23 protein-coding genes are annotated in these 25608 nt (G+C 73.2%); 17 read left to right on the plus strand and 6 right to left on the minus strand.

The window, feature by feature from the left end:
- Nucleotides 1–98: 98 nt before the first annotated feature.
- The 3 genes from DDW44_RS25970 to DDW44_RS25980 form a co-directional block, all read right to left on the minus strand.
- On the minus strand, nt 99–1370 hold the full coding sequence (locus DDW44_RS25970) for a DUF418 domain-containing protein (protein WP_108907952.1): 1272 nt from the start codon (nt 1368–1370) through the stop codon (nt 99–101).
- A gap of 223 nt (nt 1371–1593) precedes the next feature.
- Nucleotides 1594–3150, minus strand: a complete 1557-nt coding sequence (locus tag DDW44_RS25975; RefSeq protein WP_108907953.1) for a glycerol-3-phosphate dehydrogenase/oxidase — start codon at nt 3148–3150, stop codon at nt 1594–1596.
- Entirely contained in the window at nt 3147–3746 is a 600-nt protein-coding gene (locus tag DDW44_RS25980; RefSeq protein WP_078509128.1) for a TetR/AcrR family transcriptional regulator, read from the minus strand. The genes DDW44_RS25975 and DDW44_RS25980 overlap by 4 nt, the downstream gene beginning before the upstream one ends.
- Nucleotides 3747–3818: 72 nt before the next feature.
- Between DDW44_RS25980 and DDW44_RS25985 the strand changes: the two genes are divergently transcribed.
- Together DDW44_RS25985 and DDW44_RS25990 are read left to right on the plus strand one after the other, a co-directional pair.
- On the plus strand, nt 3819–5414 hold the full coding sequence (locus DDW44_RS25985; RefSeq protein ID WP_108907954.1) for an FAD-binding oxidoreductase: 1596 nt from the start codon (nt 3819–3821) through the stop codon (nt 5412–5414).
- A 28-nt stretch (nt 5415–5442) separates the two neighbouring features.
- Nucleotides 5443–6324 carry a diacylglycerol/lipid kinase family protein gene (locus tag DDW44_RS25990; protein WP_108907955.1) on the plus strand — a complete coding sequence of 294 codons (882 nt, stop codon included), beginning with the start codon at nt 5443–5445 and terminating at the stop codon, nt 6322–6324.
- Between the two features lie 87 nt (nt 6325–6411).
- Here DDW44_RS25990 and DDW44_RS25995 read toward each other — a convergent pair whose 3' ends face one another.
- Nucleotides 6412–7677, minus strand: a complete 1266-nt coding sequence (locus DDW44_RS25995) for a saccharopine dehydrogenase family protein (RefSeq protein WP_108907956.1) — start codon at nt 7675–7677, stop codon at nt 6412–6414.
- Between the two features lie 139 nt (nt 7678–7816).
- Here DDW44_RS25995 and DDW44_RS26000 point away from each other — a divergent pair, with 139 nt between their 5' ends.
- Nucleotides 7817–8512: a TetR/AcrR family transcriptional regulator gene (locus DDW44_RS26000; protein ID WP_108907957.1), complete on the plus strand. Its 696-nt coding sequence runs from the start codon at nt 7817–7819 to the stop codon at nt 8510–8512.
- Between the two features lie 161 nt (nt 8513–8673).
- On the opposite strand, the gene DDW44_RS26005 is transcribed toward DDW44_RS26000, so the two are convergent.
- Nucleotides 8674–9678, minus strand: a complete 1005-nt coding sequence (locus DDW44_RS26005) for a Gfo/Idh/MocA family protein (protein ID WP_027732278.1) — start codon at nt 9676–9678, stop codon at nt 8674–8676.
- Between the two features lie 101 nt (nt 9679–9779).
- Here DDW44_RS26005 and DDW44_RS26010 point away from each other — a divergent pair, with 101 nt between their 5' ends.
- The 5 genes from DDW44_RS26010 to DDW44_RS26030 all read left to right on the plus strand — a co-directional run bounded on the left by DDW44_RS26010 (nt 9780) and on the right by DDW44_RS26030 (nt 14694).
- The gene (locus tag DDW44_RS26010) at nt 9780–10553 is read left to right on the plus strand and encodes a GntR family transcriptional regulator (RefSeq protein WP_017944456.1); all 774 of its coding nucleotides are present in this window, start codon (nt 9780–9782) and stop codon (nt 10551–10553) included.
- Nucleotides 10554–10725: 172 nt separating this feature from the next.
- Nucleotides 10726–11721: a sugar ABC transporter substrate-binding protein gene (locus DDW44_RS26015; protein ID WP_108907958.1), complete on the plus strand. Its 996-nt coding sequence runs from the start codon at nt 10726–10728 to the stop codon at nt 11719–11721.
- A 95-nt stretch (nt 11722–11816) separates the two neighbouring features.
- Nucleotides 11817–12833 carry a sugar ABC transporter substrate-binding protein gene (locus DDW44_RS26020; RefSeq protein WP_166802797.1) on the plus strand — a complete coding sequence of 339 codons (1017 nt, stop codon included), beginning with the start codon at nt 11817–11819 and terminating at the stop codon, nt 12831–12833.
- Nucleotides 12830–13885: an ABC transporter permease gene (locus DDW44_RS26025; protein ID WP_018888798.1), complete on the plus strand. Its 1056-nt coding sequence runs from the start codon at nt 12830–12832 to the stop codon at nt 13883–13885. The genes DDW44_RS26020 and DDW44_RS26025 overlap by 4 nt, the downstream gene beginning before the upstream one ends.
- Complete coding sequence (locus tag DDW44_RS26030; RefSeq protein WP_017944452.1) at nt 13882–14694, plus strand: ATP-binding cassette domain-containing protein; 813 nt, start codon at nt 13882–13884, stop codon at nt 14692–14694. The genes DDW44_RS26025 and DDW44_RS26030 overlap by 4 nt, the downstream gene beginning before the upstream one ends.
- A gap of 157 nt (nt 14695–14851) precedes the next feature.
- On the opposite strand, the gene DDW44_RS26035 is transcribed toward DDW44_RS26030, so the two are convergent.
- Entirely contained in the window at nt 14852–15790 is a 939-nt protein-coding gene (locus DDW44_RS26035) for a YhjD/YihY/BrkB family envelope integrity protein (RefSeq protein ID WP_017944451.1), read from the minus strand.
- Nucleotides 15791–16069: 279 nt separating this feature from the next.
- Here DDW44_RS26035 and DDW44_RS26040 point away from each other — a divergent pair, with 279 nt between their 5' ends.
- The 9 genes from DDW44_RS26040 to DDW44_RS26085 all read left to right on the plus strand — a co-directional run bounded on the left by DDW44_RS26040 (nt 16070) and on the right by DDW44_RS26085 (nt 25606).
- Complete coding sequence (locus tag DDW44_RS26040) at nt 16070–16744, plus strand: GAP family protein (protein WP_018888800.1); 675 nt, start codon at nt 16070–16072, stop codon at nt 16742–16744.
- 169 nt (nt 16745–16913) lie between these two features.
- Nucleotides 16914–17378: a DUF6325 family protein gene (locus DDW44_RS26045; RefSeq protein WP_026281483.1), complete on the plus strand. Its 465-nt coding sequence runs from the start codon at nt 16914–16916 to the stop codon at nt 17376–17378.
- Nucleotides 17379–17436: 58 nt separating this feature from the next.
- Nucleotides 17437–17775 carry an SHOCT domain-containing protein gene (locus DDW44_RS26050; RefSeq protein WP_108907959.1) on the plus strand — a complete coding sequence of 113 codons (339 nt, stop codon included), beginning with the start codon at nt 17437–17439 and terminating at the stop codon, nt 17773–17775.
- 12 nt (nt 17776–17787) lie between these two features.
- A complete protein-coding gene (locus tag DDW44_RS26055; RefSeq protein ID WP_108907960.1) occupies nt 17788–19185 on the plus strand; it encodes a chloride channel protein in 1398 nt (465 codons plus the stop codon).
- 44 nt (nt 19186–19229) lie between these two features.
- On the plus strand, nt 19230–20144 hold the full coding sequence (locus DDW44_RS26060; RefSeq protein ID WP_108907961.1) for a cyclase family protein: 915 nt from the start codon (nt 19230–19232) through the stop codon (nt 20142–20144).
- A 280-nt stretch (nt 20145–20424) separates the two neighbouring features.
- Nucleotides 20425–22017 carry a GMC oxidoreductase gene (locus DDW44_RS26070; RefSeq protein WP_108907962.1) on the plus strand — a complete coding sequence of 531 codons (1593 nt, stop codon included), beginning with the start codon at nt 20425–20427 and terminating at the stop codon, nt 22015–22017.
- 191 nt (nt 22018–22208) lie between these two features.
- A complete protein-coding gene (locus DDW44_RS26075; protein WP_108907963.1) occupies nt 22209–23003 on the plus strand; it encodes an SDR family oxidoreductase in 795 nt (264 codons plus the stop codon).
- Nucleotides 23004–23045: 42 nt separating this feature from the next.
- A complete protein-coding gene (locus DDW44_RS26080) occupies nt 23046–24557 on the plus strand; it encodes a cytochrome ubiquinol oxidase subunit I (protein ID WP_108907964.1) in 1512 nt (503 codons plus the stop codon).
- The gene (locus tag DDW44_RS26085) at nt 24554–25606 is read left to right on the plus strand and encodes a cytochrome d ubiquinol oxidase subunit II (protein ID WP_108907965.1); all 1053 of its coding nucleotides are present in this window, start codon (nt 24554–24556) and stop codon (nt 25604–25606) included. Before DDW44_RS26080 ends, DDW44_RS26085 begins: the two co-directional genes overlap by 4 nt.
- Nucleotides 25607–25608: the final 2 nt, after the last annotated feature.

The following is a 25608-nucleotide window of genomic DNA, read 5'->3' on the forward strand; positions in this document are numbered from 1 at the left end:
CCGCCCCACCCGGCAGGCGGCCACGGCAACCGCCCCCGCGGGACGCACCGGACCCCACGGCACCGGTGCGTCCCGCGCCGCCTCGGCCGGGCGCGCACTCAGCGTCGCAGGACCCGGCTCTGCACGGACTCCAGCGGGCCCCTGGGGAACCGCCGCAGCCACAGTGCGGAGCCCCCCATCAGCACGGCGCACACCGCCGCCCACAGCGCCATGACCCACCACGGCCGCCCGGACTCGCCGAGTCGTTCCGCGAGGCCGAGGCCGATGCCGTACGAGACGAGCACGCACAGCACGTTCTGCAGCACATAGGCGGACAGGGCCGTCCGCCCGACCGAGGTGAGCCCCTTCGTGAACCATCCCTCGCGGCGGACCCGGTCCACGGCGGCGCCGATCAGGCCGATGTAGCCGACGGCCACCAGCGGGGCGGCGCAGTAGCGTCCGAGCAGGAAGCCGTCCGGTCCGGCGAGGACGGAGAGCGCGGTCAGCGGTACGCCCAGGCCCAGCCCCCAGCGGAGCATCCGGGCACGGCTGCGGCGGCCGGCGGTGCCCGCGCCGAACGCCCCCGCCCGGTAGAGGCGCACCCCGAGCAGGAACAGGAAGACCAGGAGCCCGAACGACAGCACCGGTTCCAGCCTCAGCGCAACGGCGTTCTCCAGACGGAACGCGATCTGGTCCGGGTAGCCGCCGTGCGCGTACAGCTCGACGACCCGGCGGGGGACGTTCCCCCCGGTCCCCGCGCCGCCCTGCTCCCCGGACGCCACCAGCGCCGCGGTCAGCCCGCCCATCAGCAGCAGGTGCAGACCGCCCGCCCACCACATCACCCGGCGGCGGGCCCGGTCGGATCGGGTCAGCAGCCGGGCGACGAGCAGGGCCGTGACCGCGTACCCCATGAGGACGTCCCAGGCGAACACCAGGACGAAGTGGACGGTGCCCTCGGCGAGGAGGAACAGTGCCCGGCCCCGGTACGTGCCCGGCCAGGGCGGCCCGCGCCGGGCGGCGGAGTCGAACTGGATGGCGAGGCCGACGCCGAAGAGGATCGTCAGCATGGACAGGAACTTGCCGTCCGCGAGGAGCCGGAACAGGGTCTCGGCGCCGTCCGACGGGGACGTGAACCCCGGTGCGCCGCCCGCGCCCCGGAGGATCGCCCCTTCGGCGCCCGGGGTGGTGAAGACCCACACGTTCGTCATCAGCGTGCCGAGGACGGCGGTGCCGCGGAGCACGTCGAGCAGGGCCAGCCGGCCGCCCGGGGTGCCGGACGCACCGGGCGCACCGGACGAGCCGGCCTGGGTGGAGAGGGTCTCGGTCATGTCCCCATCGTCCGGGCCGTTCCCGCCGCGATCGTCGTGGCGGATGATGAACGCGCGCTGCACCGAAGGATGTAGAGGTGCCGGCGCCGTCTACGACCTCGGGACGCCGGCGCCGTCTACGGCCCCGGGACACCCGTGCCGCCCGCGCACCACCGGGAGGCACGCCGCGGGCGGGGTGCTGCGGCCGTGCGTCCGGACCTCCGGGCGCGCCGCCCGGAGGTCGCGATGACGTGCGGGCCCGGCCGCCGCGACCGTCCGGTCCATCCGGTTCATCCGGTTCGGCCGGTCAGCCGGTCCGGGCGGCCAGTGCCTCGCGCGCCGCGTCCAGCGCGGACTCCCGGTCGTACGGCACCAGGCCGATCCGGGTACGGCGGTCGAGCAGGTCGGACTCGTCCAGGGCACCCTCGTGCCGTACGGCCCACAGCAGTTCGGCCCCCGTGACCGGATGGCCGGGTACGACGGGACGGGCCAGCGCGGGGTCGGCGACGCCGAGGGCGTGTACGGCCGGTGCCTCGGAGCCGTAGCGGCCGACCAGCCGCGCGGGCGCGTCCAGCGCGGCGAGTGCGTGAGGACCGGCGGCGCCGACCAGCGGCAGTGCGGCCGTCCGGCACCGCCCGGCGCGCAGCCCGCGTGCCGTGACCGCCGCGTCCACCGCGTCCTGCGCCATCCGCCGGTACGTGGTGAGCTTCCCGCCGACGACCGTGACGACCCCGTCGGGCGAGGTGAGGACGGCGTGCCGGCGCGAGATGTCCGCGGTGCGCTCCGGGTCGCCGTCGCCGGAGGTGTCCAGCAGCGGGCGCAGCCCGGCGAAGGCGCCGACCACGTCGTCGCGGCCGACCGGCACGTCGAGCGCGGAGCCGAGGACGTCGAGGAGGAAGCCGATGTCCGTCTCCGGCACCTCCGGCACATCGGGCACGTCGCCGTCGACCGGCTCGTCGGTGAGGCCCACGTACACCCGGCCGTCGCCCTGCGGCAGGACGAGGACGAAGCGGTTGGCCTCGCCGGGGATGGGGATGTGCAGGCCGGCCGCGAGACCGCCGAGCACCTCGGAGCGGAGCACCAGATGGGTGCCCCGGGAGGGCCGCAGCCGCACGTCGCCGACGAGTCCGCCCGCCCAGACGCCGGTGGCGTTGATCACCGCGCGGGCCCGGATCCGCAGTTCCTCGCCGGTCCGCTCGTCGCGTACCGCCGCGCCCCGGCCGCCGACGGAGAGCGCGCGTACCCGGGTGAGGATCCGGGCGCCGTGCGCGGCGGCCGTCCGGGCGACGGCGGTCACCAGCCGGGCGTCGTCGCTGAGCCGGCCGTCCCAGGACAGCAGTCCGCCGCGCAGCCCGGCCGGCCGCAGCGCGGGCGCCAGGTGGCGGGTCTCCACCGCGGACAGGGTGCGCGGCGCGGGCAGGGCCGTCCGCGAGGTGCGTGCGGAGACCCGAAGCAGGTCGCCGGCCCGGAAGCCGGCCCAGGCCAGCGCGGCCTGGCCGCGCGGGACCAGCGGTGTCAGCGGGAGGACGAACGGCTGGGCGCGCACCAGGTGCGGGGCGGTGCGCTCCATGAGGATGCCGCGTTCGACGGCGCTCTCGTGGGCGACGTCCAGCTGGGCGCTCGCGAGGTAGCGCAGTCCGCCGTGGATGAGCTTGGAGCTCCACCGGGAGGTGCCGAAGGCGAGGTCGTGGGCGTCGATCGCGGCGACCGACAGCCCCCGCGAGGCGGCGTCGAGGGCCGCTCCCGCGCCCGTCGCGCCCAGGCCGACGACGAGCACGTCGACCTCGGCCCCGTCGGCGAGTGCGGCGAGCTCCCGCGCGCGGCGGGCCGCGTTCAGGGAGGAGGCGGGACGCGGAGTGCTCATGGCGTGAGGGTCCTCTCCAGAAGGATCCGCAGCTCTTCGAGGAAGGCCGCGTCGGTGAGCGCGGGGTCGTCCGGTTCGGTCATCGTGCGCAGCGACATGGCGAAGGACTGCACGACGAGCAGCAGCGACCTGGCCTGCAGATCGGGGTGGAGCCGCCGGACTGAGCCGTCGGCGTGGCCCTCCGCCAGGGCGCCGGCGATCAGCCCGAGGAGCGCGTCCTGGCTGGCGCCGCGGCGGTCGAGCAGGTACGGCAGCAGCAGTTCGGGGTCGACGTCGACGATCTTGTGGAACAGGGGGTGGGCGCGGAAGGCGGCGACCCCGCCGACGAGTCCGTCGACCAGCCGCGCCCGGGTCGTGGCGTCCGCCCGGACCGGCGGGATGGCGCTCACGGCGAGGGCGATCCACTCGCGCGTCATCAGGTCGCCGACGAGGGTCCGCACGTCCGGCCACCGCCGGTAGAGGGTCATGCGTGACACACCGGCGCGCCGGGCCACGTCGGTCAGGGTGGTCCGGCGTACGCCGACGGCCAGGACGCAGTCCCGTGCCGCGTCGAGCACGGCATCTCCGTCCCCATGGTTGTGACGAATAGGCGTCATCTGTCACAGTGTAATGCAGGGCAGGCCGCGCGGCACCGCGCCCCGCGAAACCGACGGTGAAGGACGGACGACGTGGACATGTTGTGGAGCGGCTGGGGCGACCCGGCCAAGGCGGCACCGCTGCCCGACTCGGTGGTCGGCCTGCTGCGCGATCTGCTGGGAGTCACTCCCCGCGAGAGCGGCCCCGCCGCCCTCGGCGACATCGCCGTACCCGGATCCGCGCTGACCGGCGCGGCCCGCCGCGCGCTCACCGCCGCCGTCAAGGAACCCGTGCACCTGCGCACCGACGCGGAGTCCCGGATCCGCCACACCCGCGGCAAGTCCACCCCGGACCTGCTGCGGATCCGCGCCGGGGAGGTCGACGACATCCCCGCCGCCGTCGTCCTGCCCGCGAACCACGACGAGGTGCTGGCCGTGCTGCGGGCCTGCGCCGAACACGGTTTGGCGGTGGTGCCGTTCGGCGGCGGCACCTCCGTCGTCGGCGGTCTCGCCCCCGAGGCCGAGCAGGGATTCGTCGCCCTGGACCTGCGCCGCCTCGACGGACTCCTCTCCTTCGACGAGGTCTCCCGCACCGCCGTGCTCCAGCCCGGGCTGCGCGCGCCCGACGCCGAGGCGCTACTGGGCGAACGCGGCTTCACCCTGGGCCACTTCCCCCAGTCCTATGAGTGGGCGTCGATCGGCGGGTTCGCCGCCGCCCGCTCCAGCGGCCAGGCCTCCGCCGGATACGGCCGCTTCGACGAGATGGTCCTCGGCGTCACCGTCGCCACCCCCGAGGGCACCCTGGAGATCGGGCGCGCCCCGCGCTCGGCCGCCGGACCGGACCTGCGCCAGCTGGTGCTCGGCTCCGAGGGCGCGCTCGGCGTGATCACCTCGGTCACCGTCCGCGTCCGTCCCCTGCCCCACACCCGGGTCTACGAGGGCTGGCGCTTCGCCTCCTTCGAGGCCGGAACGGCCGCCCTCCGCAAGCTGGCCCAGGACGGCCCCCGCCCCACCGTGCTGCGGCTGTCCGACGAGACCGAGTCCCTCGTCGGCCTCGCCCAGCCCGACCGGATCGGGAGCCCGGACGCGCCGGGGTCCGCCGGGTGCATGGCGATCGCCGGGTACGAGGGCACCGCCGAGGACACCGCCGACCGGCGCGCCCGGGCCCGCGAGGTCCTCCTCGCCTGCGGCGGCGAGTACGTGGGCGAGGAGCCGGGCGAGCGCTGGGCCCACGGCCGCTACAACGCCCCGTATCTGCGCGACGCGCTCCTCGACGCCGGCGCCTTCGCCGAGACCCTGGAGACCGCGGCCTTCTGGTCCGCGCTGCCCGGCCTCTACGACGCGGTGCGCGGCGCCCTCACCGCCGCCCTCACCGACGCGGGCACCCCGCCGCTGGTCATGTGCCACATCTCGCACGTGTACGAGAACGGCGCCTCGCTCTACTTCACCGTCGTCTCCGCCCAGGGCGGCGACCCCGTCGCCCACTGGGCCCCGGCGAAGCGGGCGGCGGGCGACGCGATCCTGGCCTCCGGCGGCACCATCAGCCATCATCACGGCGTCGGTACCGACCACCGCGACTGGTTCACCCGGGAGATCGGGCCCGTCGGCGTCCGCGTGCTGCAGGCCGTCAAGGCCGAGCTCGACCCCACCGGGATCCTCAATCCCGGTGTGCTCATCCCCGTCCGCTGACCGGCCCTGCCTTCCGAAAGGCGCATCCATGCGACAGTTCACCGCCGTCGTCAACCCCACCGCGGGCGGCTCCAGCGGTACGGCGGCCCTGCTCCCGCTGGCCCGCATCCTGAGGGAGGCCGGGGCCGGGCTCGACACCCGGTACAGCCGCAACCTCGAACACGCCCGGGAGCTGGCCCGGGAGGCCGGCCGCAAGGGGCAGGTCGTGCTCGCCGTCGGCGGCGACGGGATGGCCGGATGCGTCGGCGGCGCCCTCAGCGGCACCGACACGGTCCTCGGTCTGGTACCCGCCGGACGCGGCAACGACTTCGCCCGGGCGCTGGGCCTGCCCACCGACACGGCCGCCCTCGCCGCCGTACTCCTCGACGGCACGCCCCGCGCGGTCGACACCATCCGGGTCGAGTCGGCCACCCACGCCGGGGTGTCCGTCCTGGGCAGCGTCTACGCCGGTGTCGACGCCGTCGCCAACCAGCACGCCAACACCTCCAAGCTGCTGCGCGGCGCGGCCTCGTACTACGCGGGCGGGCTGCGGGCCGTCGCGGCCTGGCGGCCGGCGGAGTACCGCGTCACCGTGGACGGGGTGCTCCACGAGCGGCGCGGCTACACCGTCGTCGCCGCCAACTCGGGCTACTACGGCTTCGGCCGCAACATCGCCCCCGGGGCCCGCCTCGACGACGGCGTGCTCGACGTCGTCGTCATCCGGCACGCGCCCAAGCGCCTCTTCTTCACGATGATGAACGAGCTCAAGACCGGTGCGCACCTGAGGCGCCCCGAGATCGAGGTCCTGCGCGGCGAGGAGATCCGGATCGAGGCCGAACGCTCCCTCCCGTACGGGGCGGACGGCGAGGTCGACGCGACCCTGCCGGTGACGGTGCGGGTGCAGCCGGGCGCGCTGAACGTGCTGGCCTGATCGTGCGGCGGCGCTGCGGGCCGCTTCCCCTGCCCGCCGCGCCGCCGCACCCCCCTGTGCGTGCACCCCCCTCTGCGCGCACCGCGCCTACTGCTCGCGCATGCCCCAGGGGGTGCCGTACTCCGTCAGCAGATCGAGGAAGGGGCGCGCCTCGAAGGCCTCCGGGCCGAGGATGCCGGTCCCGGACCACGCGCCCGTCGCCAGCAGTTCCAGGGCGACGACCGGGTTGACCGCGGTCTGCCACACCACGGCCTGGCTGCCGTACTCCTTCATCGACCACTCGTTGTCGACGACGTGGTAGAGGTACACCTCGCGCGGCCGGCCGTCCTTGACGCCCTTCACCCACGTCCCCGCGCACGTCTTCCCCCACATCCGGTCGCCGAGCGTGGCCGGGTCCGGCAGGCAGGCGGCGACGACGTCACGCGGCGACACCTGCACCGGGCCGTCGGCGCCGCGCACCGTCACCGGTTCCGTGCGGTCCAGGCCGATCTGGTGCAGCACGCGCAGGGTGTTGATGAAGTCCGAGCCGAGGCCGTACTTGAAGGTGACGCGGTCCGCGTCCACCCAGCGCGGGATGAGCAGCACCTCCTCGTGCTCCACGTTGACGCACTCCACCGGGCCGATCCCCTCGGGGAAGTCGAACACCTCCGGCTCGCTGAACGGCGGTGTGGTGAACCAGCCGCGGCCCGTCTCGAAGACCACCGGAGGGTTCAGGCACTCCTCGATCGTGGTCCAGATGCTGAACGAGGGCGCGAAGTCGTAGCCCTCCACGGTGAGGTTCGCGCCGTCCCGTACGCCGACCTCCTCGATCGAGTCGAAGAGCTCGTCCGCCGCGTGGCGGGCGAAGACGTCCGACAGACCGGGCTCCACGCCCATCCCGACGAGTGCGACCCGGCCGGACTGCGACCAGCCCTCCGCCAGCGCGAACTGCTCGTCGCCGAGCTTGACCCCGCACTCCTCGTACGGCCGCTGCGGATGCGGCCGCGACAGGGACATCGCCATGTCCAGGTAGTGCGCGCCCGCGGCGAGCGACGCCCGGAACAGCGGCATGACGAACCGGGGGTCCGTCGCGTTGAGCAGGACGTCGCAGCGCTCCCGCTCCAGGAGTTCCCTGACGGCGGCCTCGTCCGAGGCGTCGATCCGGGCGGCGGAGAACCGGCCGCCTTCCGAGGTGCCGCCGCCGTCCGTCCCGGCGGGACCTCCGTCGCCGGCCTGCGAGACACCGGCCACGGCGGCCCGGGCCCGGGTCTCGTCGTAGTCCGCGACGACCATGTGTTCGAAGAATTCGCGGCGAGCGGCGATCCGGGTGACTGCTGTCCCCACTCCGCCGGCGCCGACCAGCAAGATGCGCATGACCTCTTCCCTTCCCTCTTCATCAGGACTCTTCCGGGGCCTGATGAAACTCACCGCCCACTGGTAGCGTCAATGGCGTTGGCATAAGCGCGCCGGGGCCGGTACCGGCGGGTGCCAACCACGGTGGGAGGAGGGGGCGTTGCCCAAGAAGGTGGTTCCGGAGGGCGCGCGCCGCCGCCGTCGCCCCACGAAGGCCGGAGTGGTCCTTTCGGAGCAGCTGATCGTCACCACGGCGCTGCGGATGCTCCGGGAGCACGGCGGCGAAGGGCTCACCGCGCGCCGGCTCGGCGCGGCCCTCGGGGCGGACCCGAGCACCCTGTACCGCTACTTCCGCGGCATGGACGAGCTGATCCTCGCCGTCGGCGACGAGCTGATCGGCCGGGCGCTCAGGGGATGGCGCGCCACCGACGACTGGCGTGCGGACCTGCGCGAACTGGGGCTGCGCATCCATGCCGCCTATCTGGCCCACCCGCAGGCCGCGGTGCTCACGGCCAGCCGCGTCTCGGGGCGGGCGAACGAGATCGCCGCGGACGAGGCCGTCCTCGGCGTGCTGCACCGCGCGGGCTTCCCGGTGCGCGACGCCGTGCGGGTCTACCACTGCTTCATCGACCAGACGCTCGCCTTCGCGGCACTGGACGCGGCGGCACTGGCCCTCCCCGAGGCGGCGCGCCGCGCGGACGAGGCGGTCTGGCAGGCGACGTACGCACGGCTGCCGGCGACGACGCACCCGCACATCGCACCGGCGGCGCGCCATCTCGTCGCCGAGATGAACGTGAGCGCGTACCCGGCGGCGCTGGACATGCTGATCGCGAGCGCGGCCTCGGAGCTGGGGTAGCCGGGGTGGGCGGTTCCGGCGCGGGGGCGAGCGGGGCGCCCCGCCACCCGCCACCTGTCGTCCGCCGTCCGCCACCCTCCGTCCGGTGCCGGGCGGTCGCGTGGCCCCGCTGCCGCGCTGCCGCGCTGCCGCGCTGCCGCGCTGCCGGATGGCCGGACGGCTCAGAGTCCCGGGATCTCCTCCAGGCGCACCGGGCGGCGCTCCCGCCGGGACAGCTCGCACGCCTCGGCGACGCGCAGTGCCTCCAGGGCCTCCCGGCCGTCGCAGGGGTTGTCCAGTTCGCCCATCGCGAGGCGGACGAACGCGTCCAGCTCGGCCTCGTAGGCGGGGGCGAAACGCTCCAGGAAGCCCGGCCACGGCTTGTCGGCGGGCGGCGGGCCCTGCGGTTCGGTGGAGGTGATCGGCGTACGGTCGTCCAGGCCGACGGCGACCGTGTCGTCCTCGCCGCACAGCTCCATCCGGACGTCGTAGCCCGCGCCGTTGCAGCGGGTGGCCGTGGCGGACGCCAGGGTGCCGTCGTCGAGGGTCAGCACGGCGGCCGCGGTGTCGATGTCGCCCGCCTCGCGGAACATGGCGGGCCCGGCGTCCGAGCCGGTGGCGTACACCTCCACCACCTCCCGTCCGGTGATCCAGCGCAGGATGTCGAAGTCGTGCACCAGGCAGTCGCGGTAGAGCCCGCCGGACAGCGGCAGGTACGCGGCGGGCGGCGGGGCCGGGTCCGCGGTGACCGCCCGTACGGTGTGCAGCCTGCCGAGCCGGCCCGAGCGCACCAGTTCGCGGGCCCTGCCGTACCCGGCGTCGAAGCGCCGCATGAAGCCGAGCTGGAGCTCGGTCCCGGCACGGTCGACCTCGCGCAGGGCCTCCAGGGTCCCCGGCAGGTCCAGCGCTATCGGCTTCTCGCAGAAGGCGGGGAGCCCGGTGCGTGCGGCCCGGCCGATCAGCTCGGCATGGGCGGCGGTGGCCGAGGAGATGACGACGGCGTCCACGCCCCAGGTGAAGACCTCGTCGACGGAAGGAGCCGCGGTGGCGTCGATCCGGGCCGCGACCTCGCGCGCCCGCCGGGCGTCGGTGTCCGCGACCACCAGGGCGCCGACATCGCGATGGCGGCTGAGGACGCCCGCATGGAAGGCGCCGATCCGTCCGGTTCCGATGAGTCCGATGCGCATGGCCCAAAGGTGGAGGTCGGCGAAGGGCCCTGTCAAGCATTTGTCCTGACAATCGAACGACACAACTTCCCGTCAATAGACCCTGCGACTACCCTCGCAGCGTGCCCAAGCAGCCCAGAGACACGACGGACGCCACCGCGCCGCTCCAGCTCAGCGTGGACCGCGCCAGCCCGGTCCCGCTGTACTTCCAGCTGTCCCAGCAGCTGGAGGCCGCCATCGAGCACGGCACGCTGACGCCCGGCAGCCTCCTCGGCAACGAGATCGAACTGGCGGGCCGGCTCGGGCTGTCCCGGCCCACCGTCCGCCAGGCCATCCAGTCCCTCGTCGACAAGGGGCTGCTGGTGCGCCGCCGGGGGGTGGGTACCCAGGTCGTGCACAGCCAGGTGAGGCGCCCGCTGGAACTGAGCAGTCTCTACGACGACCTGGAGGCGGCGGGGCAGCGGCCCGCCACCCGCGTCCTGCGCAACCTCGTCGAACCGGCGACCGCCGAGGTCGCGGCCGCGCTCGGGGTACCGGAGGGCAGCGACGTCCACCTGGTGGAGCGGCTGCGCTCGGCGCACGGCGAGCCCATGGCGCACCTGTGCAACCACCTGCCGGCCGGGCTGCTGCCGCTGGAGACCGGGCAACTGGAGTCCACCGGGCTCTACCGGCTGATGCGCGGCGCCGGCATCACCCTGCACAGCGCCCGGCAGTCGGTCGGCGCCCGGGCCGCCACCGGCGACGAGGCGCGGCTGCTCGGCGAGGAGGCGGGCTCCCCGCTGCTGACGATGGAGCGGACCACCTTCGACGACACCGGGCGCGCCGTCGAGTTCGGCTCGCATGTCTACCGGGCCTCGCGGTACGCCTTCGAGTTCCAGCTCCTGGTCCGTCCCTGAGGGATCCCGTGGCGGGTGCCGCGCCGCCCGGGCCGGATGAGCGGCGGGACCCGCTCCCATCGCACCAGCCCCGCGTAAGAATGTTCGGACAAAGTATTGACGGGGTGGCGCCGCCCCCGTAGAAACTCACCCAGCCGCAACCGGGCGGCCGGGAGAGAAGGCGGACCCCACCATGCGCAGACCCCGCACGGCAGCAGTCCTGCTCGCCGCACTCGCACTCGCCGTGGCCGGATGCAGCAGCTCCGGCGGCAAGGACTCCGAGGAGAACGCCGCAGGCGGCAGCGGCGGCGGGAAGCCCGCCACCACCGAGCGGCTGAGGATCGCCATGGTGACCCACTCCGGCGAGGGCGACACCTTCTGGGACATCGTCCAGCGCGGAGCGAAGGACGCCGCCGCCAAGGACAACGTCGAGTTCCTGTACGCCGCGAACAAGGAGGGCAAGGAGCAGGCCCAGCTGGTCCAGACGTACATCGACCAGGAGGTCGACGGCATCGTCGTCACCCTCGCCAAGCCCGAGGCGCTCAGGGACGTCGTCAGGAAGGCCGTCGCCGCCGGCATACCCGTCGTCACCATCAACTCCGGCGGGCAGTTCTCCCGGGAGCTCGGCGCGCTCGGCCACATCGGCCAGGACGAGTCGGTCGCCGGCGAGGCCGTCGGCGAGGAACTGGGCAAGCGCGGCAAGAAGAAGGTCCTCTGCGTCATCCACGAGCAGGGCAACGTCTCGCTGGAGGAGCGCTGCGCGGGCGTGCGGAAGACCTTCGGCGGCACCGTCGAGAACCTCAACGTGGACGGCACCAACATGCCCGCCGCCACCTCCTCCATCGAGGCGAAACTGCAGAGCGGCAAGGACATCGACGCGGTCGTCACCCTGGGCGCCCCGTTCGCCGCCGCATCCGTGCAGGCCAAGCGGACCGCGGGGAGCGGGGCCGAGATCGACACCTTCGACCTGAACGCCGAGGTGGTCAAGCGGCTCAAGGCCGAGGAGGTCGGCTTCGCCGTCGACCAGCAGCCGTACCTCCAGGGCTACCTCGCCGTCGACGGACTCTGGCTCAACAAGACCAACGGCAACGTCGTCGGCGGCGGCAAGCCGGTGCTCACCGGCCCCGCTCTGGTGACGGAGAAGGACGTCCCCGCACTGGAGAAGCTCACGGCCGACGGCACGCGATGACCCGGCTCACCAGCCACCCGCCGGCCGCCCCGGCCGCCGGGCTCGGGGATACTTGCCCGGGAGTACGGCAGGCACAGCAAGAGGGGCACGGCGTCGTGGCAAGGGTTCGGACTGGGGTACGTGCGATCGGCGCGGTGCTGGCGGCGGTGCTCGGGGCATCAGCCCTCGCGGGGTGCAGCGCCACCGGCGGCAAGCGCGCCGAGGACGCCCGCAGGGCCGCCGAGGCGCAGGGAAGGGCCGCGGTCGACACACCGCGCTGGACGTTCGCCATGGTCACCCACTCGGGAGACGGCGACACCTTCTGGGACATCGTCCAGAAGGGCGCCCGGCAGGCGGCGGCCAAGGACAACGTCGAGTTCCTGTACGCCCACAGCGACGAGGCCCAGCAGCAGTCCCAACTCGTCCAGACGTACATCGACAAGAAGGTCGACGGGCTGATCGTCACGCTCGCCAAGCCAGAGGCGATGAAGGACGTCGTCGCCAAGGCCACCCGGGCCGGCATCCCGGTGATCACCGTCAACTCCGGCTCGGCCGAGTCGAAGGCGTACGGCGCACTGACCCACGTCGGCCAGGACGAGACCGTCGCCGGCGAGGCCGTCGGCGACGAGCTCGACCGGCGCGGGCGGAAGAAGGCCCTGTGCGTCCTGCACGAGCAGGGCAACGTCGGCCATGAGCAGCGCTGCTCCGGGGCGGCGAAGACCTTCGGCGGCGACCTGCAGAACCTGTACGTCGACGGCACCAACATGCCCGACGTCCGGGCCGCGATCGAGGCCAAGCTCCAGACCGACCCGTCCATCGACGCCGTCGTCACCCTGGGCGCCCCGTTCGCCGACGCCGCCGTCCAGGCCAAGCGGACCGCGGGGAGCGGGGCCGAGATCGACACCTTCGACCTCAACGCGAAGGTCGCCGCCGGGCTCAAGGCCGGCGACCTCGGCTTCGCCGTCGACCAGCAGCCGTACCTCCAGGGCTACGAGGCCGTGGACCTGCTGTGGCTCTACCGCTACAACGCCGATGTGCTGGGCGGCGGACGGCCCGTCCTCACCGGCCCGCAGATCATCACCGAGAAGGACGCCGCCGAACTGCAGGAGTACACCGAGCGGGGGACCCGATGACCACGACCGCACCACCGGCCGGCGACAGGACCGGCCCCCCGGACGAGCGGCTGCTGCACACCTCGCCGTGGCGGAAGCTGCTCGGGCGCCCCGAACTGGGCTCGGTCGTCGGCGCGGCCGCCGTGTTCCTCTTCTTCTCGATCGTCGCCGACACCTTCCTGCGGACGTCCAGCCTGAGCACCGTGCTGTACGCGGCCTCCACCATCGGCATCATGGCCGTGCCGGTCGCCCTGCTGATGATCGGCGGGGAGTTCGACCTGTCGGCCGGTGTACTGGTGACCAGCTCCGCGCTGGTCTCCTCGATGTTCAGCTACCAGATGACGGCGAACGTGTGGGTAGGCGCCCTGGTGTCGCTCCTGGTCACGCTGGCGATCGGCGCCTTCAACGGCGTGATGCTGGTCCGTACGGGACTGCCGAGCTTCATCATCACGCTGGGCACGTTCCTGATGCTCACCGGCCTGAACCTCGGCCTCACCAAGCTGATCAGCGGCACGGTGTCGACGAGGACCGTCGCCGACATGGAGGGCTTCCCCGCGGCCAAGAAGGTCTTCGCCTCGTTCACCGTCGGCGGTGTCGACGTCAAGACGACCATCCTGTGGTGGATCGGCCTGGTCGCCGTCGCCACCTGGATCCTGCTGCGCACCCGGTTCGGCAACTGGATCTTCGCGGTCGGCGGCGGCGCGGGCGCGGCGCGGGCCGTGGGCGTCCCGGTGGCCCGGACCAAGATCCTGCTCTACACGGGAGTGGCCTTCTGCGCCTGGATCTCGGGCCAGCACCTGCTGTTCTCGTTCGACGTCGTGCAGTCCGGCGAGGGCGTCGGCAACGAGCTGATCTACATCATCGCGGCCGTCATCGGCGGCTGCCTGATCACCGGCGGCTACGGCTCGGCGATCGGCTCCGCGGTCGGTGCCTTCATCTTCGGCATGACCAGCAAGGGCATCGTGTACGCGGAGTGGAACCCGGACTGGTTCAAGTTCTTCCTCGGAGCGATGCTGCTCCTGGCGACCCTGCTGAACGCATGGGTCCGCAAGCGCGCGGAGGCGACGGCATGACGGCCCTCGTGGAACTCGACGACGTCAGCAAGTACTACGGGAACGTGCGCGCGCTTCAGGGCGTGTCACTGGAGGTCCACGCGGGCGGGATCACCTGCGTCCTCGGCGACAACGGCGCCGGCAAGTCCACCCTCATCAAGATCATCGCGGGCCTGCACCGGCACGACTCCGGCACCTTCTCCATCGAGGGGGAGGAGACCTCGCTGGGCTCTCCCCGCGAGGCCCTCGACCGGGGCATCGCCACGGTCTACCAGGACCTCGCCGTCGTGCCGCTGATGCCGGTCTGGCGCAACTTCTTCCTCGGCTCGGAGCCGACCAGGGGCAGGGGCCCCTTCCGGCGGCTCGACGTCCGCGCGATGCGCGAGACCACCCGCGCGGAGCTGCTGCGCATGGGCATCGACCTGCGCGACGTGGACCAGCCCATCGGCACCCTGTCCGGTGGCGAGCGGCAGTGCGTGGCCATCGCCCGGGCGGTCTACTTCGGCGCCAGGGTCCTCGTCCTCGACGAACCCACCGCCGCGCTGGGCGTCAAGCAGTCCGGGGTGGTGCTGAAGTACGTGGCCGCGGCGCGCGACGCGGGGCTCGGGGTGGTCCTGATCACCCACAACCCCCACCACGCCTATCTCGTCGGCGACCGGTTCATCCTGCTCAAGCGGGGCGTGATGGCGGGGAGCCACCGGAAGTCGGAGATCACCCTGGACGAGCTGACCCGGCAGATGGCGGGCGGCAGCGAACTCGACGACCTGCGCCATGAACTGGAGCGCGCCCCCGCACCACGCCATCTCGGCGGGCACGACCTGGGGCACTGACGGGGCGGGGCGGCGGGGCCGCGCGCCGGGGCTGGACCCGCCCCGAGTCCGCGCTGGCCGTCGTCGACGTGGACGCCGTCGGCTGACGGTCGTGGTCCGCGTGGTGCACGACCGCGGGGACCGGTTCACCGCCCGTGGGGGCGGAGCACCCCACGCCTCAGCCGCCGTCCGTCCCTCCGGGCCGCCCGGTGCCGTCCACGGCCCATCGCGGACCGCTGTCGCCGAGCCGCCCCGCCAGCCACGGCTCACGCGCCAGCACGGCCCCGGTGGTGACGCCGAGCGCGATCGCGACGCAGAGCACGATCAGCCAGGACAGCAGGGTGAAGACCGTGCCGACGGAGCCGTACTCGGTCAGGCTCCGGTCGATGGCACGGGGCATGTAGTACCGGCTGCCGATGAACAGCGCCGTCACGGCGAAGCCCGTCAGCAGCGCGCCCGGCAGCAGCGGCCGCCATCCGACGAGCCCGCCCAGCAGCAGGTGCTGCGACCACCACCACAGCAGGACCTGCGACAGCATGGTGACCGGTACGGCCACCCACAGACCGGCGCCGAACCCGTCGCGTACCGGCCCCTGGACCATCAGTACGGCCAGCCACACGCCGATCCACGCCAGCCAGCGCCAGGGGGCGATCCGCACGCCCGACCTCGGGACGAGCCAGGCCCGCTTGCACAGTCGCTGCATCGCCCGGCTGCAGGCCGTGGCGGACAGCAGCACCATGACCGCGCCGATCACGCCGGTGGCTTCGCGCAGGTTGTCGTCCGTGGACCGGTACACCTGTTCGAGTAGATCCTTCGATGCCCCGGTGAGTCCGAAGATCGCCGACACGGAACTCACCAGCTGGTCCCGCACCGCCTCGGGCGCGAAGGACCCGATCACGAACAGCAGCGGTACGGCGGTGAGGAAGCACTGGGCGGCCAGCCGGGTGGCGGAGTCGAGGATGTTGACCGAGATCATACGGGTCGTCAGATGGGTGACGACGGGGAAGCGGGTCTCGGTGCGCTCGGCCGCCGACCGCGCGGAGGCGTTCCACGACGCGAAGCGTCCCGACCACCACGACGGGCGGAGGACGTCCGGAGCCCGGCGCCGCGTGGTCATGCGTGCTCCTTCCCTGGGACCAAGAGTGCGGGACCCGGTCCGCAACGGCATCCCGGGACGCCGAGCACGCCCGCCGCCCGGGGGACCGCCGGACTCCGTGCGTGGGAGGCCGCCGCACCGGGTCACCGCCGGGCTCTGTTTGCGGGAGGCCGCCACCGGAGGTGACCATGGACGGTGGGCGAGCCGGTCGCGGCCCGTGTCCGCGCGGGGCGGCCGTCGGCTCAAGGGCCCACTCGCGAGCGTCCCGCACGGCGCGGGAACCCGCCGGAGGGGAGCGACATGGTCCTCGACTTGCTGCTCATCGCCGTCGCCATCACCCTCGACCCGCTGCCCATCATGGCCTTTGTGCTGGTGCTGTCCTCCTACCGGGGCGTCTGGCGGGGCCTGGCGTTCATCCTCGCCTGGCTGGCCTGTCTCGTCGCCGTGATCGCCCTGGTGCTGCTGTTCACAGGCGGTCAGCCACCACCGCCCAGGTCGCCGCCCTCCACCGCCGCCCTCGCGGCCAAGCTCGCGATCGGCGTCGGACTGGTCCTGTACGGCGCGCACCGGCGGCGCGTGCACCGGGCGCCCCAGGCGGCCACCGAGGCGAAGGGCCGGGCCAAACACGCGTCCGACCCGCACGGCGGTACGGGCAGGATGTCGCCCTGGTCGGCGGCCGCGCTGGCGGTGTTCCTGCAGCCCTGGGGCCTCGTCGCGGCCGCCGCCACCGTGGTGGTCCGCGCGGACCTCTCCCACTTCGCGTCGTTCGCGGCCCTGTTCGGGTTCGTGCTGCTCGCCACGGGCAGCCTGCTCGCGGCCGAGTTGTACACGGTGTTCGCACCCGAGGCGGCGGGCGTGCGGCTGGCGCGGCTGCGGAGCTGGCTGCAGGAGCACCAGGAGCCGGCCATCGTCGTCGGCTGCCTGGTGCTGGGCCTGTGGCTGACGGGGAACAGCATCTACCAGCTCACCAGTTGACCGGGCCGACCTGGTACCGGCAGGTCCGGGGGCCCTGGAGGCCGCCCCGCCGGAGGTGCGAAGCATTCGGGCGAGTGCTCCAATGGCTTACGGGACGCCCCCCGAGGGGCTGCCGGACGTTCGGCGGGCAAGCCGCCCCGGACCGCTGATGCGCTCGCAGGGAGTGGTCATGAGCGATGACTTCGAAGAAATGGGACCCGTCGACTACCTGGTGGTGGAGTTCCCCGGCAACCGCATGACGGGTGAGGGCTTTCCGCTGCTCGTCGACCTCGTCGACCGGAGGATCATCCGCATTCTCGACCTGCTGTTCGTCCGCAAGGACACCGACGGCACGGTCACGGCCCTGGAGCTCGCCGACATGGACGGCGACGGGACCCTCGACCTGACCGTCTTCGAAGGGGCGTCCTCCGGTCTGCTCGGCCAGGACGACCTCGAGGAGGCCGCCGCGGCCGTCGAACCGGGCAACTCCGCGGCCGTCCTGGTGTACGAGAACTCCTGGGCCGCGCCGCTCGCCCGCGCCATGCGGCGCAGCGGGGCCCAACTGGTCGCGGGTGGACGCATCCCCGTCCAGCAGCTGCTGGCCGCCCTGGACGAGGTCGAGGGCGTGTCCGGTCAGGGAGAACCGGCGGCCTGAGCGAACGGTCCGCCGTCACCGACACGGAGACGTCCCTTCATCCGTACGGGAGGACGACATGCCCCGCCTCATCCGCAGAGTGGTCCGCACGGCCGCCATCGCGGGCACCGCCACCGCGGTGTCCGGCCGCGTGTCGCGCCGGCAGTCGGGCCGGTGGGCACAGCAGGACCAGCAGCAGAACCAACAGAACCAGCAGGCGCAGCCGCAGCAGGCGCAGGCTCCGTCCGGGGCGGACCCGGCCGCGGCCCAGGCCCAGGGAGCGGTGCCCCCGCCGATGCCGCCCGACGACGAGATGGGCCGGAAGATCGACAGGCTCAAGGAACTCGGCGAGCTGAAGGCCCAGGGCCTGCTCACCGAGCAGGAGTTCGCCGCCGAGAAGCAGAAGGTCCTCGGCTGAGGGCCGCCGCCGATGACGCAGCCGCAGGCCGGGCCGGAGCGGGAGAACGCCGCGCCCGGGAGCCCCCGTCCGGAGCCCGACGTGCTGCGCGGTCTCCTGCTCAGCACCTCCTACCGCCGGATTCTGCTGTTCTCCGCGCTCATCGGAATCCCGATCTCGCTCATCGCCTTCTGGTTCCTCGTCGCGCTGCACCAGCTCGAGCACCTGATGTGGGACCACCTGCCGAAGACGCTGCTCGGCAGCCCGGAGCCGCCGTGGTGGTGGCCGCTGGTGCTGCTGCCCCTCGCGGGTCTGATCGTCGGCCTGGTGGTGGCCCGGCTGCCCGGTGCGGGCGGCCACGTCCCCGCGTACGGACTGCAGCCCGGGGGCGCCTCCCCCAGGGCCCTGCCCGGTGTGGTCATCGCGGCGGCGGCGAGCCTGCCGCTCGGCGCCACCCTCGGCCCGGAGGCGCCGCTGATCGCCCTCGGCGGCGGTCTCGCGCTGCTGTTCCGCAACCTCGCCCGCGGCAACGTGACGTCCCAGAACACCGCGCTGCTGGGCGCTGCCGGGGCAGCCGCGGCCATCGCCGTGGTCCTCGGCAACCCGGTCATCGCCGCCGTCCTGCTGATGGAGATCATCGGCGTGGGCGGCCCGCGGCTGGTCGCGGTCATGCTCCCGGCGCTGCTGTCCAGCGGTGTCGGTTCGCTGGTGTTCACCGGTTTCGGCCGGTGGACCGGGCTGCAGACGGGCAGCCTCCGGCTGCCGCTGTCCGGGCCGTTCCCGCACCTCGACGCCGGGGACGTGGGATGGACCCTGCTCATCGGCGTGGTGGTCGGCGTGCTGGTCCACATGATCCAGGTCGTCGGGCGGCTGGCCGCCGGACTCGTCCGCACCCGGCCGGTCCCCTTCACCGTCCTGTGCGCGCTGGCGGCGGGCGCCTGCGCGGCCCTCTACACCGGGATCACCGGCCGGACACCGGCGGACGTCGCCTCGTCCGGAGAGGGCACGATGGTGCGACTGGCGTCCGACCCGGCCTCCTGGGGGGTCGGGGCGCTCGTCGCGGTCCTCGCCTTCAAGGGCATCGCGTACGCGCTGTGCCTGGGCAGCCTCCGCGGTGGCCCGATCTTCCCGGCGCTGTTCCTGGGCGCCGCGACCGGCGTGCTGCTGGCGCCGCTGCCCGGACTCGGCGTCATCCCCGGGATGGCGGCCGGCATGGCCGCCTCGGCCGGCGCCGCCCTGCGTCTGCCGGTCAGCAGTGTGGTGCTGGTGGCCCTGCTGCTCGGCAGCATCGCCATGACGCCCGTGGTGATCCTCGCGGCGGTGGTCGCGATCGTCACCACCGAACTGCTGCCGGGCGCCCACGGGGCACCACCCCCGGAGTCCGCTCCGGCGGCTCCGGCCGGAGCGGGCGCGACCGGGGGAGCACCATGAACGGGACCACGAGCGGAACGCCGAGCGGAACCCCGAGCGGGACGATGAGCGCCGAGGAGTTCCGGGCCCTCCACGAACGGGTCCGCGAGCGGACCCGGCGCGGCCCGGACGACCGGCGGGGCACGCTGGGGTACCTCACGCCCGACCGGGTGGTGGCCGCGGCCCGCGAGGTCACCACGGGCCGGACCGTGTCGCTCGCCGCGCCCGTGGACACCCGGCCCGGGCCGGACAACCCGGAGCCGGCCCGGCACCGGATGAAGGCGCCCGACCTCGCCCGACAGCCGTCCCCCGGGCTGCAGTTCGCCCTCGACCGCTTCGCGATGAACGTGCACGGCGACGTCGACAGCCATCTCGACGCCCTGTGCCACGTCCTGTACGACGGCACGCTGTACAACGGCGTCCCGGCCGGCAGCCTGACCCCGGACGGAGCCGTGGAACTCGCCGTCGACGTGGCGCGGGACGGCGTCGTGGGCCGGGGCGTGCTCCTGGACATCCCCCGGCTCAGGGGTGTGCCCTGGCTGGAACCGGGGGAGCAGGTCACCGCCGACGACCTGACCGCCGCCGAGGCCGCCCAGGGCGTGCGCACCGGACCGGGGGACGTGCTGCTGGTCCGGGTGGGCCACCGGCGCAGACGCCGGGAGCACGGCGTGTGGAACACCGCGGAGGCGCGCGCCGGACTCCATCCGGAGGCGGTCGAGTTCCTCGTCGACCGGCGCGTCGCGATGCTCGGCTGCGACGGCAACAGCGACACCGCGCCGAGCACCGTGCAGGGAGTGGACTTCCCCGTCCACGTCCTGACCATCCACGCCATGGGCATGCAGCTCATGGACTACCTGCAGTTCGAGGAGCTGGTACCGGTCTGCGAGGAGGAGGGCCGCTGGAGCTTCCTGTGCGCGGTCGCACCGCTGCGGCTGCCCGGCGCCACCGGCTCACCCGTCAACCCGATCGCCGTGCTGTGACCGCCCGCCCCGCCGCACCGGCCCCGGTCCCCGACCACCGGCCCCGGCTCCCGAGCCTCGGCTCCGGGTACGCGGACCACCACCCGCCCCGGCTCCCGCCCCCCGGCCCCGACCCCGACCTCTATCGCGACCCCGACCCGGACCCCGTCCCCGTCCCATACCTCGACCCGTACCCCGACCCCGACCCCGACTCCGAACCGGACCGCCTCACCGATCCCGAACCCCCCATCCGGGCCAGAACGCGGATCCCGCGCCCGGAACCGCGAGAACGGTGGCTGCCATGACCGAATCCCCGCACTACGACGACTACGACGTCATCATCATCGGCACCGGAGCAGGCGGTGGGACCCTCGCCCACCGCCTCGCCCCCACCGGCCGCCGCGTCCTCCTCCTGGAACGCGGCGGCTACCTCCCCCGGGAACGCGACAACTGGGACTCCACGGCCGTCTTCGTCAAGGGCAAGTACCGCGCCCCCGAGTTCTGGTACGACAAGCACGGCAACTCCTTCCCGCCCGAGGTCAACTACTACGTCGGCGGCAACACCAAGTTCTACGGCGCCGCGCTGTTCCGGCTGCGCCCCGAGGACTTCGGCGTACTGCGCCACCACGACGGGGTGTCCCCGGCGTGGCCGCTGAGCTACGAGGACCTGGAGCCCTACTACACCCAGGCCGAGCACCTGTACCTGGTGCACGGCAGCCACGGCGAGGACCCCACGGAGGGCGTGGTCAGCGGCCAGTACCGCCACCCGCCCGTCGCGCACGAGCCGCGCATCCAGCAGTTGAGCGACGACCTGGAGAAGCAGGGCCTGCACCCCTTCCACCTGCCCATCGGCGTCAACCTGGTGCAGGACGGCGACGGCCGCGCCACCCACTCCAGCGTCTGCATCCGCTGCGACCGGGTCGACGGCTTCCCCTGCCTGGTGCGCGGCAAGTCCGACGCCCAGGTCATCTGCGTCGAGCCCGCCCTGGAGCACCCCAACGTGGACCTGGTCACCCACGCCCGGGTGACCCGGCTGGACACCGACGCCGCGGGCCGCAGCGTCACCACCGTCGTCGCGGAACTCGCCGACGGCACCGAGGCCCGGTTCTCCTCCCACCTCGTCGCCGTGGCCTGCGGCGCCGTCAACACCGCCGCCCTGCTGCTGGCGTCGGCCGGGGACCGGCACCCGGACGGGCTCGCCAACAGCTCCGGCGTGGTGGGACGCCACTACATGCGGCACAACAACATGGCGCTGATGGCGGTGTCGAAGGAACCCAACGACACCCGGTTCCAGAAGACCCTCGCCCTGCACGACTGGTACCTGGGCGCGGACGACTGGGAGTACCCCCTCGGCGGGATCCAGATGCTCGGCAAGTCCGACGCCGAGCAGATCCACGGCGAGGCGCCGCGCTGGGCCGGTGCGGTGACGCCGCAGATGCCCTTCGAGGTGCTGGCCCACCACGCCGTCGACTTCTGGCTGTGCGGCGAGGACCTCCCGGACCCCGGCAACCGCGTCACCCTGGACCGCGACGGCGGCATCCATCTCGCGCTCGACGAGGGGAACAACATCACCGCGCTGAACCGGCTGCGCCACAAACTGCAGGGCATGCTCGGCCGGCTGGGGATGCACGAGCACCATCTGCTGCCGCACAGCCTCTACCTGCACAAGGGCATGCCCATCGGGGCGACCGCCCACCAGGCCGGCACCGTGCGCTTCGGCCACGACCCCGCGACCTCCGCCCTGGACGTCAACTGCAAGGCCCACGACCTCGACAACCTCTACGTCGTCGACACGAGCTTCTTCCCGAGCATCGGCGCCGTCAACCCGTCGCTGACCGCCATCGCCAACGCCCTGCGCGTCGGGGACCACCTGGCCGAGCGGCTTCGCGGCTGAGCCGACCGGGCGAACATCGGGCACCCAACGGCCCACACGACCGTGCGCTGTCCGCCTGACGGCACGCGCCGGTGGTTCCGTTGCGCGCGGGTTCCGTCCAGCGCCGCCGCGGCCCCGGGCCGCGGGCAGGCACGTTCCCAGGAGGCATCGTGAATTCCCAGGCAGGAGTGGCACCGTACCCGGTTCCGCCGTTGCTCAAGGGCCAGAAGGCACTGGTCACCGGCGCCAACTCGGGTATCGGAAAGGCGACGGCGATCGCCCTCGGCCGGGCCGGCGCGGACGTCGTGGTCAACTTCGTGGCGGGCCGGGATGCCGCCGACGCGGTCGTCAAGGAGATCGCCGCCACCGGTGTCCGCGCCTACGCGCACGAGGCAGACGTCTCCGACGAGGAGCAGGTCGTCGCGATGACGCAGCGGATGGTCGAGGAGTTCGGCACCATCGACATCCTCGTCGCCAACGCCGGCCTCCAGCGCGACGCCGCGCTCACCGACATGACCCTCGCCCAGTGGCAGAAGGTCATCGACGTCAACCTCACCGGCCAGTTCCTGTGCGCGCGCGAGGCCACCAAGGAGTTCCTGCGGCGCGGCGTCGTCCCCGAGGTGTCCCGCTCGGCCGGGAAGATCGTCTGCATGAGCTCGGTCCACCAGGTCATCCCCTGGGCCGGCCACGTCAACTACGCCTCCTCCAAGGGCGGCGTGCAGATGATGATGGAGACCCTCGCCCAGGAGCTCGCACCGAAGAAGATCCGGGTCAACGCGGTCGCGCCCGGCGCCATCAAGACCCCGATCAACACCGACGCCTGGGACACCCCGGACGCCGAACGGGACCTGCTCACCCTCATCCCGTACGCCCGCGTCGGGGAGCCCGACGACATCGCCCGCGCCGTCGTCGCCCTCTCCTCCGACCTCATGGACTACGTGGTGGGCACCACGCTCTTCGTCGACGGAGGCATGACCCTCTTCCCCGGATTCGCCACCGGCGGCTGACACCGCGCGCGATCCGAAGGGCTCCGACGACCGAAGGCACACATGCACAATCCGGTATCCCTGCCGCCCGGGGCGCATCTGCTGCTCGCGGACGCACCCGCCCAGCTGCTCCCGGCCCGGGAGCTGATGGCGTTCACCCTCGCCTCCCACATCATCCTGGTGCCGATGGGGGTGGCGCTGCCGCTGATCACACTGGTCATGCACTACCGCGGGCTGCGCCGGAGCGACCCCACGGCCCTGCTGCTCGCTCGCCGCTGGTCGGCCGTCATGGCCATCCAGTTCGCCGTCGGCGTCGTCACCGGCACCGTCCTCTCCTTCGAGTTCGGACTGCTCTGGCCGGGACTGATGGGCCGCTGGGGCGACGTCTTCGGCATCGGGTTCGGCGTCGAGGCGTGGGCGTTCTTCCTGGAGGCCGTCCTCATCGCCATCTACCTCTACGGCTGGCGGCGGCTGCCGCCGCGCACCCACTTCCTCCTCGGGCTGCCGCTGCCGGCCACCGCGCTGCTCGGCGCGTTCGGCATCCTGGCGGCCAACTCCTGGATGAACACCCCTCAGGGCTTCCGGCTCGACGCCACGGGCAACCCCGTGGACGTCGACGTCTGGAAGGCCATCTTCACCCCGATGTTCGGTCCGCAGTACTGGCACTTCGTGGTGGCGATGTTCATGACCGCCGGGTACGTCGTCGCGGGCGTCTACGCCGTCGGCATCCTGAAAGGGCGCCGGGACCGCTACCACCGGATCGGCTTCGCCGTCCCGTTCACCGTCGCGGCGATCCTCACGCCCGTCCAGTTCGTGCTCGGCGACTCCATCGCCCGCTCGGTGTTCCAGAAGCAGCCGATCAAGTTCGCCGCGATGGAACTCGTCTGGGAGACCGACACCCATGTGCCGGAGTACATCTTCGGCCGTCTGCACCCGGACGGCACCGTCACCGGCGGCATCAAGATCCCCCAACTCGACTCCATCCTGGCCGGGTTCCGGCCCGACACCCAGGTCACCGGCCTCACCTCGGTGCCCGCCTCCGACCGGCCCGATCCCACCGAGGCCACGATCGTCCACTGGGCCTTCGACATCATGGTCATCATCGGTTCGCTGCTGGGGCTGCTCGTGCTCTGCTACGCGTGGGTCGTCTGGCGCAGGAGGAAGCGGCCCGCGGCCGAACGGCTGCCCCAGTCACGGTGGTTCTACCGCAGCGCGGCCTGCGCCGGGGTCGCCTCCGTGGTCGCCGTCGAGTGCGGCTGGATCGCCACCGAGGTGGGCCGGCAGCCCTGGATCGTGTACCAGAACATGCGGGTCGCCGAGGCGGTCACATCGACCCGGGCCTCCACCCTCTGGACCATGTTCGGCGTGGTGATCGTCGTGTACGTCTTCATCTTCGGCTCGTTCCTCGCGGTGCTGCTGAAGATGCGCACCCGCTGGCGGCTGGAGGACGCGGCGGCCGGGACGGCCACCCCCGCCGAGGGCCCGGAGACCGAGACGCCCTACGGCCCGCGCGCCGCCGTACCGGCCGCGTCCGCCGGCACCGGGGCCCGCGCGGGGGAGGACGGGACGCCATGACGACCGCGGGCATCGTCGCCCTGGTGCTGCTGCTCGCCGTCGCCGCCTACGCCTGCGCCGGCGGCACCGACTACGGCGCCGGGTTCTGGGACCTCACCGCGGGCGGCGCCGAACGAGGCAGGCGGCCCCGGTGGCTGATCGACCACGCCATGGCACCCGTGTGGGAGGTCAACAACGTCTGGCTGATCTTCGTCCTGGTCATCATGTGGACCGGGTTCCCGCTGCTCTTCCAGACGGTGTTCTCGTCGATGTGGCTTCCCCTGGCCCTCGCCGTCGTCGGACTGGTCCTGCGCGGCGCCGGCTTCGCGCTGCGCAAGCCGATCAAGCGGGTGGCCGGACGGCGGCTGTACGGGGCGCTGTTCGCCGTCTCCTCGCTGCTCACCCCGTACTTCCTCGGCGCCGCCGTCGGCGGCATCGCCTCCGGCCGGGTCGCGCCCGGCACCACCGCGTCGGCGGAAGCCTGGGCCAACCCGACGTCCTTCTTCTTCGGGCTGCTCACGGTGACCGGGACCGCCTTCCTCGGCGCGGTGTTCCTCTCCTGCGACGCCGAGCGCTGGAACGCCCCCGATCTCGTCGGCTACTTCCGGCGCCGGGCGCTGGGCGCGCTGGCCGTCGCCGCCCTGCTCGGCGTGGCCGCGCTCTTCGTCGTACCCACCGACGCCCCGCACCTGTGGAGCGGGCTCACCCAGGGCGCCGGGCTGGTGCTCGCCCTGGTGGCCGTGGCCTGCACGGTGGCGACGGCGGTGATGCTGCTGCGGGGACACACCCGCTGGTCCCGGTTCACGGCGACCGGCATCGTCGCCGCCTCCGTGGTCGCCTGGGGCGTCGCCCAGCGCCCGTACCTCATCCCGACCTCCCTGACCATCGAGCAGGCGGCGGGTGCCCCGTCGACGCTGGTGTGGCTGCTGGTCGTGACCCTGGTCGCGTTGCTCCTCGTCGGGCCCGCGCTCGTCCTGCTCTACTGGCTCGACACGCACGCCGAGCTGGAGTCCCTCTCCGAGTCGGATCTGCGCGAGGGCGGGGGCGGCAGCCCCGCCGGGAGCGGGTGACG

Origin of the sequence: Streptomyces tirandamycinicus (genome assembly GCF_003097515.1) — a bacterium.
GTDB lineage: Bacteria > Actinomycetota > Actinomycetes > Streptomycetales > Streptomycetaceae > Streptomyces > Streptomyces tirandamycinicus.

Bases quoted from the DNA above. Each gene is read 5' to 3' on its own strand.
- DDW44_RS25975 (WP_108907953.1), bottom strand. From the start codon at position 3,150: ATGAGCACTCCGCGTCCCGCCTCCTCCCTGAACGCGGCCCGCCGCGCG.
- DDW44_RS25980 (WP_078509128.1), bottom strand. From the start codon at position 3,746: ATGACGCCTATTCGTCACAACCATGGGGACGGAGATGCCGTGCTCGAC.
- DDW44_RS25990 (WP_108907955.1), top strand. From the start codon at position 5,443: ATGCGACAGTTCACCGCCGTCGTCAACCCCACCGCGGGCGGCTCCAGC.
- DDW44_RS25995 (WP_108907956.1), bottom strand. From the start codon at position 7,677: ATGCGCATCTTGCTGGTCGGCGCCGGCGGAGTGGGGACAGCAGTCACC.
- DDW44_RS26005 (WP_027732278.1), bottom strand. From the start codon at position 9,678: ATGCGCATCGGACTCATCGGAACCGGACGGATCGGCGCCTTCCATGCG.
- DDW44_RS26015 (WP_108907958.1), top strand. From the start codon at position 10,726: ATGCGCAGACCCCGCACGGCAGCAGTCCTGCTCGCCGCACTCGCACTC.
- DDW44_RS26025 (WP_018888798.1), top strand. From the start codon at position 12,830: ATGACCACGACCGCACCACCGGCCGGCGACAGGACCGGCCCCCCGGAC.
- DDW44_RS26030 (WP_017944452.1), top strand. From the start codon at position 13,882: ATGACGGCCCTCGTGGAACTCGACGACGTCAGCAAGTACTACGGGAAC.
- DDW44_RS26035 (WP_017944451.1), bottom strand. From the start codon at position 15,790: ATGACCACGCGGCGCCGGGCTCCGGACGTCCTCCGCCCGTCGTGGTGG.
- DDW44_RS26040 (WP_018888800.1), top strand. From the start codon at position 16,070: ATGGTCCTCGACTTGCTGCTCATCGCCGTCGCCATCACCCTCGACCCG.
- DDW44_RS26045 (WP_026281483.1), top strand. From the start codon at position 16,914: ATGAGCGATGACTTCGAAGAAATGGGACCCGTCGACTACCTGGTGGTG.
- DDW44_RS26050 (WP_108907959.1), top strand. From the start codon at position 17,437: ATGCCCCGCCTCATCCGCAGAGTGGTCCGCACGGCCGCCATCGCGGGC.
- DDW44_RS26055 (WP_108907960.1), top strand. From the start codon at position 17,788: ATGACGCAGCCGCAGGCCGGGCCGGAGCGGGAGAACGCCGCGCCCGGG.
- DDW44_RS26060 (WP_108907961.1), top strand. From the start codon at position 19,230: ATGAGCGCCGAGGAGTTCCGGGCCCTCCACGAACGGGTCCGCGAGCGG.
- DDW44_RS26070 (WP_108907962.1), top strand. From the start codon at position 20,425: ATGACCGAATCCCCGCACTACGACGACTACGACGTCATCATCATCGGC.
- DDW44_RS26080 (WP_108907964.1), top strand. From the start codon at position 23,046: ATGCACAATCCGGTATCCCTGCCGCCCGGGGCGCATCTGCTGCTCGCG.
- DDW44_RS26085 (WP_108907965.1), top strand. From the start codon at position 24,554: ATGACGACCGCGGGCATCGTCGCCCTGGTGCTGCTGCTCGCCGTCGCC.